We start from the raw sequence: 14,644 nt of genomic DNA, 5'->3' as shown, positions 1-14,644 counted from the left end.
CCATGTTAAAACGCCTGGGGCAGGGCGTGCTGTTTATTCTCGTCATCATACTGACCTCAGCGCTACAGCAACACCAGCGCTCGCCGGATCTGATAATTGACGAGGCACTAGAGCGTCTGCCACTGCCAGCTGACCCCAACGCATCTCCCGGGTTATTACGCAGCGGATCACTCCAGTTAATGGCGAATGGTATCACGCTGAATCAATTGGATATTGATAAGATTCTCAATAAACGCAGAGAAAAACCCAGCATCTATCTGTTTGGTCAGGCCGACCTGGGGGCATATATCATGATCGCTCCGGGTGTCGACCGGCGTTACCATCTGGTAAACAGCTATTTTGATGGCTATATGCCGTTCCGGGTTGAGAATCCGGTATTGGCGCTCTATACGGTTGCCCATCGAAAAAAGTATCAGCTTGATCATATCACCTATCCGGGCCGCCCTGAGGTCTGGCAAAGTAGCCAGCAGGCATTTTTTGCTAAGGTTGGGGATTGTGAAGACCACGCCATTTTGGTGGCCGACTGGCTCATCGGCCTGGGCTACGATGCTCGGGTTGTCGTTGGTGACTATGATGGAGAGGGACACGCCTGGGTTGTGCTGTTTGCCGAGGGCCAGGAATTTCTGCTTGAGACAACCCGAAAGCGTGGCCTCAATCGCCTGAAAGCGTTTCCACTGGCCCGCTTGCAGACTAAATATCATCCCACCTTTATGTTTAACAACACTGATTTCTGGCAAAACCAGGGCTCCCGTTTTACCACTGATTACGCATCATCGGACTGGGTTAAGAGAAGTCACTATGTGGCCGACAGATAGTGGCTGACTAAGGCCGGCACCGGTAAAAAAAATCCGCCACAGAGGGCGGATTTTTTTCTCTATCGATCAGCTATCGTCCGGTTCATACCCCAGGTTTGGTGATAACCAGCGTTCCGCTTCGGTTTTCTCCATACCGGTGCGTTTGGCATAGGATTCCAGCTGATCTTCACCGATCTTGGCGACACCGAAATACTGAGATTGCGGATGACTGAAATACCAGCCGCTGACCGAAGAGGTCGGCAGCATGGCATAACTATCGGTCAGTTGCATACCAATCCGGTTTTCAACATCCAGCAGCTTCCACAGCAGACCTTTTTCGGTATGCTCCGGACAGGCGGGATAACCCGGGGCGGGGCGGATGCCCTGATATTTCTCTCTGATCAGCGCCTCGTTATCGAGGTTTTCATCGGCAGCATAACCCCAGAACTCACGCCGGGTACGGGCGTGCATATACTCAGCCAGCGCTTCGGCTAACCGGTCCGCCAGGGCTTTCACCATAATACTGTGATAATCGTCATGATCGGCTTCATAGGCGTCGATCATCGCCTGATCACCAATACCAGCGGTAACCGCAAAAGCCCCGAAGTAATCAGCTTTGCCGCTCGTTTTCGGTGCGATGAAATCGGCGAGGCACATATTCGCCTTGCCATCCGTTTTCTCTACCTGCTGGCGCAGATGGTGCAGGTTCATCAGCACCTCTGAACGACTGTCATCGGTATACAGTTCAATATCGTCATTGTCGACACTGTTAGCCGGGAACAGACCGATCACTGCCCGGGCTTCCAGCTTCTTGTTAGCGATAATATCATTCAGCATCTGCTGAGCATCGTTAAACAGACGGGTCGCCTCTTCACCGATAATCTCATCTGTTAGAATGCGTGGGTAACGTCCCGCCAGCTCCCATGAATGAAAGAACGGGGTCCAGTCGATATAGTCACGTAGCTCATTCAGATCGATATTCTCGAAGGTCTGAATGCCTGGCTGAGCAGGGACCGGAGGGGTATAGTTGCTCCAGTCGATGTTGAATTTGTTCGCCCGGGCCTGAATCAGTGAAACCCGGCGCGCCTGACTCTGGCGTTCAGCATAGCGCTGCCGTACGGTTTCATAATCCTCCTGTATCTCCTGCACATAGGCTGCTTTTCGCTCTTTGGATAGCAGGGTGCTGGCAACGTTTACCGCCCGGGACGCGTTGGTCACATGGACCACCTGATCACGGTTGTAGGCCTGATCAATTTTTACCGCCGTATGTGCTTTAGAGGTGGTTGCCCCGCCAATCATCAGCGGAATATTAAAGCCCTGACGCTCCATCTCTCTGGCCACATGCACCATCTCATCCAGCGATGGGGTAATCAGACCTGAGAGACCGATAATATCAACATTCTCTTCACGGGCGGTTCGCAGAATCGTTTCTGCCGGCACCATCACGCCGAGATCGATAATTTCGTAATTATTACACTGAAGCACGACACCAACGATGTTTTTACCGATATCGTGAACATCGCCTTTTACCGTGGCCATGAGGATTTTACCCGCGGTTTCGCTGCCCGCGCCGGCTTTCTCCTCTTCGATGAAGGGCATCAGATAGGCGACCGCTTTTTTCATTACCCGGGCCGATTTAACCACCTGAGGCAGGAACATCTTGCCCGCACCAAACAGATCACCCACCACGCCCATGCCGTCCATCAGCGGGCCTTCGATCACCTGAATCGGGCGATCATAGAGATGGCGGCACTCTTCGACATCGTCATCAATATATTCGGCGATACCTTTAACCAGCGAATGGGACAGACGTTCCTGAACCGGCAGGCTGCGCCATTCCTGAGTTTTCTCCTCAACCTGTGCACCATCGCCGCGATATTTTTCAGCAATCTCCAGCAGGTTTTCGGTCGCGTCATCTGAGGTATTGAGAATTACAGCCTCAACCGCAACCCGCAGCTCTTCCGGCAGGTCATCGTAGATCGCCAGCTGACCGGCGTTAACGATACCCATATCCATCCCTTGCTGAATTGCGTGATAGAGGAATACACAGTGGATCGCTTCCCGCACCGGGTTATTACCGCGGAACGAGAATGACACGTTAGATACGCCGCCAGAGATCATCGCATAGGGCAGATTCTTCTTAATCCATCCCGTAGCGCGGATAAAGTCCAGCGCATAATTATTGTGCTCCTCAATCCCTGTCGCCACGGCAAAGATATTCGGATCGAAGATAATATCTTCTGGTGGGAAGCCGACCTTCTCAGTGAGCACTTTGTAGGATCGTTCACAGATCTGGATTTTGCGCTCTTCGGTGTCCGCCTGGCCATCCTCATCGAATGCCATGACCACCACCGCAGCCCCATAGCGACGCAGCAGGTTGGCCTGATAGATAAACTTCTCTTCACCCTCTTTAAGGCTGATGGAGTTCACCACGCCTTTACCCTGAATGCATTTCAGGCCTGCTTCGATCACCTCCCACTTAGAGGAGTCGATCATAATCGGCACCCGGGAGATATCTGGCTCAGAGGCGATCAGGGTGAGAAAGCGCACCATCGCCGCTTCCGCATCCAGCATCCCCTCATCCATGTTGATATCGATGATCTGTGCGCCGTTTTCAACTTGCTGACGGGCAACATCCAGTGCGGTCTCGTAGTCACCCTCTTTGATCAGACGTTTGAACATCGCCGAACCGGTAACGTTGGTTCGCTCACCGACGTTAACAAACAGGGTGTCTTTATTGATATTTTGCGGTTCCAGGCCGGAAAGGCGACATTCAACAGGAATCTCAGGAATCTGTCGCGGAGCGAACTCATTGGCGGCATTACCCATAGCGGTAACGTGTGCCGGTGTTGTGCCGCAGCAGCCTCCGATAATATTCAGGAAGCCGGCCTGAGCCCACTCACGAATCTCTGTCGCCATCTGTTCGGGGGACTCGTCGTAGCCACCAAAAGCATTTGGCAACCCCGCATTCGGATGAGCGGATACATGGGTGTCAGCGATACGGGAAAGCTCTTCCACATACTGCCGTAACTCCTTTGGTCCAAGAGCGCAGTTCAGGCCGATTGATAGGGGCTTGATATGACGCACAGAGTTCCAGAACGCTTCGGTGGTCTGGCCAGACAGGGTTCGGCCTGAGGCATCGGTGATGGTGCCGGATATCATTACCGGCAGACGCAGCTTGTTGTTTTCAAAGTACTGGTCAACCGCGAAGATAGCCGCTTTGGCATTCAGAGTATCGAAGATAGTTTCGATGAGAATGATATCAGCGCCACCTTTTATCAGCCCGTCGACGGATTCGGTATACGCCTCGACTAACTGATCAAAACTGACATTGCGGAATCCGGGATCATTTACATCCGGTGAGATAGAACAGGTGCGGTTAGTCGGGCCGAGAACACCGGCAACATAGCGGGGCTTATCCGGCGTTAACGCAGTAACCTCATCAGCCACTTTACGGGCCAGCTGCGCGGCCACCCGATTGATCTCATGACTGATTGCCTCCATCTCATAATCAGCCATAGCGATGGTGGTTGCGTTAAAGGTGTTGGTTTCCAGTATATCTGCCCCGGCATCCAGATAAGCGCGGTGGATATCGCTGATAATATCAGGTTGCGTCAACACCAGCAGATCGTTGTTTCCCTGCAGATCGACCTTCCAGTCGGCAAACCGTTCACCACGAAAATCAGCCTCGTTCAGTTTGCGATCCTGAATCATGGTGCCCATACCGCCATCGAGAACCAGTATGCGTTCTGACAGGGCTTGTTTCAGTTGAACTGTTTTATCTACAGAAGTATGTGCCGACACGTATAAACCTACCAATAACCTATTGTAAAGGCGGCTATTTTAACTAAATTATCGGGCTTGTGGGTGAGTTACACTCAATTGATGATGAAATATATTTGTAGAGCCTGACAGATCAGTGCTCAGATAACTTTTTTGTCGTTGATATGCTTGCTGCGTTTGAAAAAACGGTCATTGCTGAAAGACAAAACCCACTCAGCCAGGACAGGGCGACTGAGTGAGTTGTAGAGGCCAGAGCGTTGATATCTGAATTAAGCGCCAGAGTTTTGCAGTCTCAGGTTAGAGCGATGACCAACCCAGCGCATACCCGCTACGATAGTGAGCAGCGTGACCAGATAGAAGATCAGATGGATTGCAGTAGGACGCTCCTGATATCCGATAAGAATATGTAGTAGCTGGCCTGTAATCGATTTTTCTGAGAGCAGCGCGCCACTATCCCAGAGTGGAGTCTGATAGGGCAGAATACCTGCCTGCATCAGATAGCCGGAAGCTGACGCTGCCAGACCCGCTGCCAGTAACAGAATCATCCATCCGGTATACTGGAACAGGCGGGCGGTAGGGATTCGCAGTAACCCGCTATAGATCAGGCGTCCCACCAGAATACCAGCGATCACGCCGAGAATACTGCCGGTCATCATCGAGTTCGCAGAGCTACCGCTGGCAGTGACACTGTACATGAACAGCACCACCTCAGAGCCTTCCCGCAACACTGCCATACCAGAGGCAACCGCGAGAAAGTAGAGAGGTAGTGAGCCGTCAGTTATTTTAGCGCTGACGTTTTTCATGTGGGCGACCAGTTCCCGGGCATGATGAGACATCCAGATGTTGTGCCAGGCCAGCATCAGAACGGCGATCAGAAGAATGGAGGCATTCATCAGTTCCTGGCCAGTCCCCTCAAAAGCGCTGGTGATGGAACCTGCGAAAAGCGCGACAATGCAGGCACCAGCCAGTCCTGCGATAAGGCCCGCACCGATCCACAGCGTCCGGCGGGGCAGGCCGCAGGTAGCCGCCAGCAGGATACTGACAATCAGTGCCGCTTCTAGCACTTCACGAAATACGATAACAGCGGAGCTTAACATAGGTCTGCCTCAGCAATAATTACTCGACGATCAGGACACCTTTGGCTGTGTCTTCATGAAATTCGCCCACAAACTCATAACGGCCTGGTTCAAAGGGCCCAACCATAATAGTTGCTTTACTGTTTCCTGGAATCACTTTTTCCAGAGTGAAGTCTTCCCCTTCAAACTCTTCAGGGGTGGCGTCTTCATTAGAAACTACCAGTTTTACCCGCTGATTAGCGGGGATGGTGATTACTGCAGGCGAAAACATATGATCTTTTATCGACACCTCAAAACGGGTATCGGCAGCCATCGCTGTTGTTGACGTGGCAAGCAGGGCGGCAATCATCAATTTCTTCATAGCAAAGTCTCAGAATTACATTAATAGTTAATAATAATGATTATCATATAGATTCGCGAAAGCAAGTGCAACATTCATGACGTCAGAATCATGCATAACAGAATCAGGAAAAACACGACCAGAAAAATCACGCTGCTTTTTATGGGTAAACAACATTGGACCTCTGTGTCGCTGTGATCTGATAGATGTAAAGCGTGTATCCCTGCTGATAAATTGCTTAAAATTTTAAAATTAGCTGGTACAATTGCCCCGCGAAAAAGGTAAGCAAACTTATAACATCACTTATAGTTTGCTTTACCTTATATCGTTCGCTTTGTTTCAGGGCTGTAAACAGATCTGAAAAAGTGTCCATGGCTGCGGCTGTGATGGGGCCGATGAATCGGCCTGGTGCTGGTGATTGCAATATAACGCGACACTGGCAGAGGTATGCTGAATATTTCAGCAAGGTTTAAGTCGGTTACCCGGCTGTTTGAGACTCAGGTCATTAATATGCTGCAAACATTCTTAAAAGCAAAACTTCATCGGGTTACGGTAACCCATGCTGAGCTTCACTATGAAGGCTCCTGTGCAATTGACGGTGTGTTACTCGAACGCTCCGGCATTAAGGAGTACGAACAGATACATATCTACAACATTAATAACGGTGAGCGCTTCACTACCTACGCAATTCGTGGTGAAGACAACAGCGGTATTATCTCTGTTAACGGGGCTGCGGCACACCGCGCTTCAAAAGGTGATCTGCTCATCATCTGTTCCTATGTGCAACTGGATGAGCAGGAGGCTGAGAGTTTTCAGCCAACCCTATGCTATTTTGAAAACGCTAAAAATGAGAACGATGCTCACCGGGTCAGTGATGAGGAGCTGCATCAGCGTAATATCATGACTGGCATTAAAAACAGCATCGCAGTTCAGGAAAATAACTGACAACCCCCTGGCAAATCTGTTTCCTCAAGCTGCCTTCTGGCAGCTTTTTTTATGCCTTTTTGAACGGCATGTCCAAAATTACAAAGTCAGGATTGTCGACAATTGATCTATGTCACTATTTTGTAGTCGCATATTTAGTCATAAAAAAGCAATTTATCTGAAAATTATCGGCATATCGTAGACAATTTAGCCTTTTGTATTAGTTTATTTTGCCTGCTTCTCGGTTAGAGTGTGACACATGAGGCGGCACCTGCAGACAACAATGATAAGCCTATAACAAAAGTAGGTGATGCCGGTCTGAAACATATAATAATGGTTACAGCGAAGGGCCAGTGCTATGTCATATAAAGAAGAATACAGAAGATCGATCGAAACTCCTGAGGCTTTCTGGGCGGAGAAAGCTGAAGCGATCAAGTGGTTTAAAGCCCCTGAGACGATCCTGAGCAAAGATGAAAATGGTATTGATCGCTGGTTTGCTGATGGCGAGATGAATACCGCTTATCTGGCACTGGACTACCATGTTGAAAGTGGCCGTGGTGATCAGGATGCACTGATCTATGATTCGCCTGTCACAGAGACTAAACAGCGCTACACCTATTCTGAATTGCGCGATGCTGTGGCAACCTTTGCTGGCGTTCTGAAGTCTCAGGGCGTTGAGAAGGGCGATCGGGTTGTTATCTATATGCCGATGATCGCTGAAGCGGTTATCGCCATGCTTGCCGTAGCCCGGCTTGGAGCGATCCACTCCGTTGTTTTTGGCGGTTTCGCGGCACATGAACTGGCCGTCAGGATCGACGATGCAGAGCCAAAGGTAGTAGTGACTGCCTCATGCGGCATTGAGATTGCTAAAGTGATTGAATATAAGCCGCTGCTGGATGAAGCGATTGAGAAGTCTGCTCATAAGCCTGATAGCTGTATCATTTTCCAGCGTCCACAAGTGGCCGCATCGATGATCGAAGGTCGCGATATTGATTGGGCGCAGGCGGTTGCCACTGCAGAACCAGCGGATTGCACCCCCGTAAATGCGACAGACCCTCTGTATATTCTTTACACCTCCGGCACAACGGGTAAGCCAAAAGGTGTGGTACGCGATAACGGTGGTCACGCGGTGGCGCTTAAATACAGTATGAAAGCGATCTACAACATGGAACCGGGTGAAGTGTTCTGGGCGGCCTCCGATGTCGGCTGGGTAGTAGGGCACTCCTATATTGTGTACGGTCCACTGTTGGCAGGTTGTACCACCATCGTTTACGAAGGCAAGCCGATCAAAACTCCGGATGCCGGTGCATTCTGGCGTGTGTGTGCCGAGTATGGCGCTAAAGCGCTGTTTGCTGCCCCGACAGCATTCCGGGCGATCAAGAAAGAGGATCCCAACTCTGAATTTCTGAAGCAGTATGATCTGAGCAAGCTGGAAACGGTCTTTATGGCGGGCGAGCGGCTTGATCCGCCCACCTACCACTGGACCAAAGAGACTCTGGGTAAGCCGGTTATCGATCACTGGTGGCAGACGGAAACTGGCTGGGCGATCTGCGGTAACCTGACCGGTGTAGAGATGCTTGAACCCAAGCCGGGTTCAGCGACGGTGCCAGTCAGTGGCTTTAATATCCAGATTCTGGACCATGAGGGTAACGAGCTGCCTAATGGGGAGCAGGGCAATATTGCCATTAAACTCCCTTTGCCGCCAAGCTGCCTGCCAACCGTATGGGGTGATTTTGAGCGTTTCCGTACCGGTTATCTGTCAGAGTTTCCAGGTTATTACTGCTCAGGAGATGGCGGTTATAAAGATGAAGATGGCTATGTGTTCATCATGGGGCGCACCGATGATGTGATCAATGTCGCGGGCCATCGACTCTCGACCGGCGAGATGGAAGAGATCGTAGCTGACCATCCGGCCGTTGCCGAGTGTGCCGTTATCGGCATCAATGATCCGCTGAAAGGACAGCAACCCATCGGTCTGGTGCTGCTTAAGAACGGTGTTGAGATCGATGCAGCGCAGCTCGAATCAGAGCTGGTTGCGATGGTGCGTAAAGAGATCGGTGCGGTGGCCTGCTTCCGTCGTGCGATTGTGGTTCAGCGTCTGCCGAAGACCCGTTCCGGTAAGATCCTGCGTAAACTGCTGCGTCAGATTGCCGATGGTCAGGATTACACTGTCCCGTCTACCATCGATGATCCGGCATCACTGCCAGAAATTCAGGAGATCATGGGGCGAAATGGCCTGGTAAGCTGATCTTGACGGATTAAAGTGTTTTACTACCTTTCAGGCAGCCATATGGCTGCCTTTTTTATTTTGAACTACAGTGTATGTCAGCACCGCTGACATACACTTTCCTACCCATAGAGGGGCTACTAATCGTCAGGCGGGAAGATAACATTGAGGTACTGGCTATGTCTGATAACCCTGTTGTGTGGTTTGAAATTTATGTAGACCAGATGGCCAGAGCACGAAAGTTTTATGAAGCTGTGCTCGGCGTTCATCTGGAATTATTGAGTGATCCTAATGATTCCGGTGTAGAGATGCTGTCTTTTCCAGCAGATATGGACAAATATGGCGCGACCGGTGCTTTGGTCAGAATGGAAGGGTTTCCCGCAGGAGGAAACAGTACGCTGATCTACTTCTCCTGCGAAGATTGTGCTGTTCAGGAGTCAAGAGTTAATGCTGCTGGTGGCAGAGTTCAGAGAGCAAAAATGTCAATTGGTGAGCATGGATTCATCTCGTTAGCGATGGACACCGAAGGGAATATGTTTGGTCTGCATTCGATGAATTAAATAGTGCATTAACACCTGGCGCACATATTCATAAATTCTGTTTAATCGACGAACACTGGCTCCTTGTATCAACTATTCGGCGATTACTTTTATCCGTCATTCTGTCGGGTTGCCACACAACACTATGATATTTATTGCCTCATATAAACGTCTTCTGAGAGGTGACGCTGCACTAATGAGTATTAAGCTGCCAGCAAGCTTCGCTCTATACAGTATGGTGATCCATATAACCTTCCTGGCGGTAACCGAGTATATGCAACGAAGTAAAGTGATAGCACTGTTTGCATGCGTTATATCTATCTCAACTGCGGTTGGAGGCAATGACTCCAGGCCGTTCGATGCACAACAACTGGTTGGAACCTGGAACTGTACCCATACCATGGAAGAGGCCGATACAGGGATGAAAGTAGACTATGTTATCAACTACAAATCTGATGGTCAGGCCAGCGGATCAGGAACATTAAAGCTGAAATTAGCCAATTTTCCCGAGATCCAGTACGGCGTATCAAATCGCTCCAACTGGGAAGTTAAAGGTAACTCGCTTATTCTTTCGGCAACTCTGTTAAATGTAGTCAACCAGAGCCATCCTGAATTGGATAGTTTTCTCAATATAAAAAGTTTGATCCCGCACCGTCTGCGGGAGTCATCCACAATACTTGAGTTAACCGCATCAAACCTGGTAGCCAGATCTGACTCCTACGGCGGTGTTTATTCCTGCTCAAAACGCGTATCAGATATCTGATACTCAGGCTCTCGATAACCGGGAGCCTATAAATCGCTTCACTCTCTTCATGCCGTTGTATCATTGACACAGCAACTTCCGGTTTTATCCTGAAATACCATGACGCCAGTTTGTGGCGGCTGCTATTCATCCTGCTTTATAGACAAATCCTGTATAACCTATTGAAGCATAAAGATCTTATACCTAAGATTGGGGAAATCTGACTTTTTAGACGGCTATAACAATAACCGGAAAGCCCTATGTTAAATACTATAACCAACAGTCCTTACCTGATCCTGCTAAGCGCGCTCATCCTTTTTATCACGTCTGGATATGAAACGATTCACACGCTGAATGACTTCACACTGAGCACCCACCACGGTATTTTAGTTTTTAGCATTATCCAGATTATCAAAGTGATTCCTGAAATTATGCATGGCCTGCAAGAGATAGAAGACGCAGATGAGATTATGGAGAAAAGACTATCCAACTAGCCGCAAAGCTTGTTCAGTCGCACAAATTATGCGAATACTCACTTAAATGTGCTTCGAAAACCATCATCGGCAGCTGATGCGATAGGGTGAATTGCTCCAATAAAAATTGAGCACTCAGCGTAAGCAGATCGCTTTTCAATAGCCCGTTATATAACACTATAAAAAAGAGTAACACTATGAGCCAGCCCTCTCAAAGACGACCCTCTTTCGACTTTTTAATTTGTCGAAATCAGAAAAGCGATGCCTATACACTGTACCGGGTTGATCCCCATGCAGAGGCGTTTTTCACCCCGGTTACACTCGCCGCAGATACTTCTTTTGACTGTAACTGGCGTATGGCTCAGATAGGGGGGTATCTTTTGCAGTGGAGCCCTCTGTGTAAACAGCACGGGGATGAGGGCTATCAGTTCAACCTGATCGAGTTCAACCCCGAAGCTGCCGACCCGCTAAATGGCACCTCAATCGAGAGCGGTTTCTGGAGCAAGACTAAATTCTGGGGCAAATACCGTCACACCTATAGCAGCAACCCGGATGAGGGCCAGAATCTGGACCTTATTCCCATGACCAGTTTTGTCCTGAATTTGATTCCCGCCAGGGGGCGTGGAACATTTGAACTATGGAATTTCGATCCCCAGGGCGTGTCAGGCTTCAAATCCGATCCACTGCCAGTATCATACAGCCCGCAGAACGGTTTTCCATTAATAAAGTCGGGCCACACACTGATTCCGATTGGCAATTATGTACTGGACCGCCTGCCTGATCGTAAAGCGTTTCGTTTATGGAGTTTTGACCCGCAACTGGCAACTCCGCTTTCATTACCTGCGGTGCAACAGGGTCAATGGGATAAAGTGGATGAGAGCAGTGAGCTCACTGCGATCGGCTATCATGTACTGGAATGGAATCCTGCCAAAGGTAACTATCGTCTGTGGCAGTTTGACCCTGAACAGCCGGACGTGCTCACGGGGCCGGTACATGAGGGTAAACTGCCATCAGCTATTGATGGCAACAGCCTGCTGACCAGTTTTCAGCCCCGTATCCCGGTGCAAACAGAGCGGGCCGCTACACCAGGCACTCTCGATTTCATGCGCTCCAAAATTAAACATGTGGTCTATTACATGCTGGAGAGCCGCTCCTTCGATAACGTTTGCGGCTGGCTTTATGAGAAGGGCGACCAGGGTTGCCATTACATCGGTTCACAGGAACCATTTGATGGCACCAGTCGCGAATATTTTAATAACGATGGAGACAATCGGGTTTTCGTCAGCAAGTTTCAGGCCGGGGAGCTGAGCACCCAGTATAACCTCGTCGCACTTGATCAGGATCCATTTCACGACACCACCGATAATCTGCAACAGATGTTTGCTGAAGAACCGGGGTACTGGGGGCGCGCCACCCCCGATATGGGGGGATTTATCCTCAATAACGCCAACCCACAGGTAATGGAGACCTTCAGTCCGCAGCAGTTGCCGGTACTCAATGGCCTGGCTCGTCATTTCGCCATTTCTGATCGTTGGTTCTGTTCAATGCCTGGAGGAACGGACGTCAATCGCGCTTTCTCCATTACCGGTTCTGCCTTTAACAGACTAGGCACCTGGGAGGGGGGGAGTATTTACGCTAACTGGCCGGAATCTTCCCACCGCCAATCCATCTGGAAAACGCTCTGGAGTCAGGGGATTAGCGATTGGAAAATATATAACTCAGTACTGTGGGAAAACGTGGTCTTTACCTACCAGTTGTATCTCCAGGGGCAGGTTCCTTCAGTTGATGCAAATCCAACACAGTTTCTTTCCAGTATTCAACAGTTCAAGCAGGATGCCCGACATGGAAATCTGCCGGCATTCAGTTATCTTGAGCCAGGTTGGATCGCCCCTAAGGGGGCGACCTCTTACCACCCGGGAGGGGATCTGGTCCCCGGAGAGAGGGAACTCAACGAGATCTACGAAGCGATCAAAAGTGGACCTGGCTGGAAAAACACCCTGCTGGTTGTTACGTTCGATAAGAACGGCGGCATCTATGACCATGTTGCTCCACCTTACGCAAAGAAACCCTGGCCAAACGACCTTAACAATGGCTTTGCCTACGACCTGATGGGACCACGGGTCCCTACCATTATGGTTTCTCCCTGGATCAGGGAGCAATCTGTGATCAGAGCAGAGGGAGAGACTCCCTTCGATTCAACCTCTTTTGCCGCGACTCTGCTGGACTGGTTTGGTGTTCCCAAACCATTGTGGGGACTGGGTGATCGAATTAATGTTGCGCCCACCTTTGAGGCAGTCTTTGAGGCGGATCAGGCGAGAACCGATGCACCGACATTAACACCGCCTTATGATAAATCCTTCCCGCCTGAACGTTAGATGAGAGCGGATGGTGCTAAAGCAGCATCATCCGCGTTCAGGGGGTGGCATTAGGTCTGAGCCGAATCCGGTTGAGCTGGCTGGTGTAACTTTTCTTCGGCGTTTTTCAAGGCTTGCCACAACTGACTGTCCTGGAAGCATAAACTTCCACCACCGCGTTTCTCCTGGGATACCATGCGATTGAGGTCGGCAATACAGACCCAGGGTAACGAAGAGGTGTTGTTTTTCAGGGCCACCGCCCATTTGGCGTGGTCCTTGGTATAGTGCCACTCATAGTTCAGTGACGGGGGGATTTTGAAGTCCAGGGTAAGAGTATCGTCATCATACTCGGTAGACAAACTGTCCTGCATGGGTGTCACCGCGCCCCTTCGCCAGGTCTCAACCACCAGATCGCATTTCAGTTGCGGTGAAACCAGATCGAGCCAGAAGTCTTTACCCCATTTTCTACTTTTGGCTGTCAGCAGAAACGGTTTACCTCCCCGCGAACTGAAGGACAGCGTCGAGGGAATCTCCGATTCGTTGATCCCGCGTCCATGAAACAGCTGCGAAAGAGGTTCATCATCCTGCAGAGAGGAGGGAATACGTGAACATTCTGTCAGCACCTGCGGGTTTTGCTGACTCAGCATCTGTTGCGCGATACGATTGGCCGTCTGGTAGTCGGGTAGTGTGATACAGATAAAGGTCTGCCCATAGATCATCTCGTCGTCCGGCAGTGTCGCCTCTTTGTTGACGGGAAATCTGGGGGTTGAATGCAGGAGATAGAGCGCTGAATCACTCGCCTTGTCAAAGGCGAGCACCCCTTTACAATGGCCTTTTTCCGACTTGTTTTTTTCCGCGTCAATGTGCTCGTCGTTATAGGCAATATAACCGGTGCTCTGCGGGGCGCTAAAAATTTCGGCCAGGGTGTATCCCAGGGCCTGATTATCCTGGTTCAGCCCGGTGGGTGACAAATCCAGGGCTGCGCTTTGTGAATCAAAATAGAAGAACTCGTACCCCTGATTCTCGGAGGTTCCTGTATGCTCAGGAGTTTTATAGATAAACCACCAGTCCACCGGCGTTCCCTGTTGATTCTTTGCCCCCAGCATCGGCGACTATCTCCACGTAATTTCAATTGAAAAAACAATTGTATACCATGAAAACCAGATAGCACTATGGCTATTCATTGCAGTCAGGTTTCGGTACTGTTGTTGCTGTCTTCGGTATTCCGATGCTGGTTGATTAAGAGTATGCAGCGACAACGGGCACCGTGGGACTTCAGGCTGCAATGGCCAGCCCGTGAGTACAAACAGAACTTCACTATCGATAATAACGGGAATACCCAATGATTTTATGGCCCGAATGGGTGTCCCTCCTAATAACAACGGAGTAATC

At 50.0% G+C, this 14,644-nt stretch carries 11 protein-coding genes; 7 read left to right on the top strand and 4 right to left on the bottom strand.

What is annotated here, in order from left to right:
* Positions 1-2 precede the first annotated feature (2 nt).
* A complete protein-coding gene (locus BMY09_RS13360; protein WP_091359088.1) occupies positions 3-815 on the top strand; it encodes a transglutaminase-like domain-containing protein in 813 nt (270 codons plus the stop codon).
* Between the two features lie 66 nt (positions 816-881).
* Here BMY09_RS13360 and metH read toward each other — a convergent pair whose 3' ends face one another.
* From metH to BMY09_RS13345, 3 genes are all read right to left on the bottom strand, one after another.
* Positions 882-4,598, bottom strand: coding sequence for a methionine synthase (gene metH / locus BMY09_RS13355; RefSeq protein ID WP_091359084.1), 3,717 nt, complete (start codon positions 4,596-4,598; stop codon positions 882-884).
* A gap of 248 nt (positions 4,599-4,846) precedes the next feature.
* Entirely contained in the window at positions 4,847-5,674 is an 828-nt protein-coding gene (locus tag BMY09_RS13350; RefSeq protein WP_091359081.1) for an FTR1 family iron permease, read from the bottom strand.
* 19 nt (positions 5,675-5,693) lie between these two features.
* Complete coding sequence (locus BMY09_RS13345) at positions 5,694-6,014, bottom strand: cupredoxin domain-containing protein (protein ID WP_091359078.1); 321 nt, start codon at positions 6,012-6,014, stop codon at positions 5,694-5,696.
* Positions 6,015-6,503: 489 nt separating this feature from the next.
* Here BMY09_RS13345 and panD point away from each other — a divergent pair, with 489 nt between their 5' ends.
* The 6 genes from panD (at position 6,504) to BMY09_RS13315 (ending at position 13,273) form a co-directional block, all read left to right on the top strand.
* The gene (gene panD / locus BMY09_RS13340; RefSeq protein ID WP_091359212.1) at positions 6,504-6,938 is read left to right on the top strand and encodes an aspartate 1-decarboxylase; all 435 of its coding nucleotides are present in this window, start codon (positions 6,504-6,506) and stop codon (positions 6,936-6,938) included.
* A 337-nt stretch (positions 6,939-7,275) separates the two neighbouring features.
* Positions 7,276-9,165 carry a propionyl-CoA synthetase gene (locus BMY09_RS13335; RefSeq protein WP_091359074.1) on the top strand — a complete coding sequence of 630 codons (1,890 nt, stop codon included), beginning with the start codon at positions 7,276-7,278 and terminating at the stop codon, positions 9,163-9,165.
* Positions 9,166-9,323: 158 nt separating this feature from the next.
* Positions 9,324-9,704 carry a VOC family protein gene (locus tag BMY09_RS13330; protein WP_091359211.1) on the top strand — a complete coding sequence of 127 codons (381 nt, stop codon included), beginning with the start codon at positions 9,324-9,326 and terminating at the stop codon, positions 9,702-9,704.
* 175 nt (positions 9,705-9,879) lie between these two features.
* Positions 9,880-10,446: a hypothetical protein gene (locus tag BMY09_RS13325; protein ID WP_091359071.1), complete on the top strand. Its 567-nt coding sequence runs from the start codon at positions 9,880-9,882 to the stop codon at positions 10,444-10,446.
* Between the two features lie 239 nt (positions 10,447-10,685).
* On the top strand, positions 10,686-10,919 hold the full coding sequence (locus BMY09_RS13320; protein ID WP_091359068.1) for a hypothetical protein: 234 nt from the start codon (positions 10,686-10,688) through the stop codon (positions 10,917-10,919).
* 176 nt (positions 10,920-11,095) lie between these two features.
* The gene (locus BMY09_RS13315) at positions 11,096-13,273 is read left to right on the top strand and encodes an alkaline phosphatase family protein (protein WP_091359066.1); all 2,178 of its coding nucleotides are present in this window, start codon (positions 11,096-11,098) and stop codon (positions 13,271-13,273) included.
* A gap of 50 nt (positions 13,274-13,323) precedes the next feature.
* On the opposite strand, the gene BMY09_RS13310 is transcribed toward BMY09_RS13315, so the two are convergent.
* A complete protein-coding gene (locus BMY09_RS13310; protein ID WP_091359063.1) occupies positions 13,324-14,358 on the bottom strand; it encodes a deoxyribonuclease II family protein in 1,035 nt (344 codons plus the stop codon).
* Between the last annotated feature and the right edge of the window lie 286 nt (positions 14,359-14,644).

The sequence above is a fragment of the Amphritea atlantica genome (assembly GCF_900111095.1).
In the GTDB taxonomy this organism is placed as follows: domain Bacteria; phylum Pseudomonadota; class Gammaproteobacteria; order Pseudomonadales; family Balneatricaceae; genus Amphritea; species Amphritea atlantica.
Note: the sequence above shows the minus strand (reverse complement) of the source record. Positions and strands in the feature narration are given on the sequence as shown.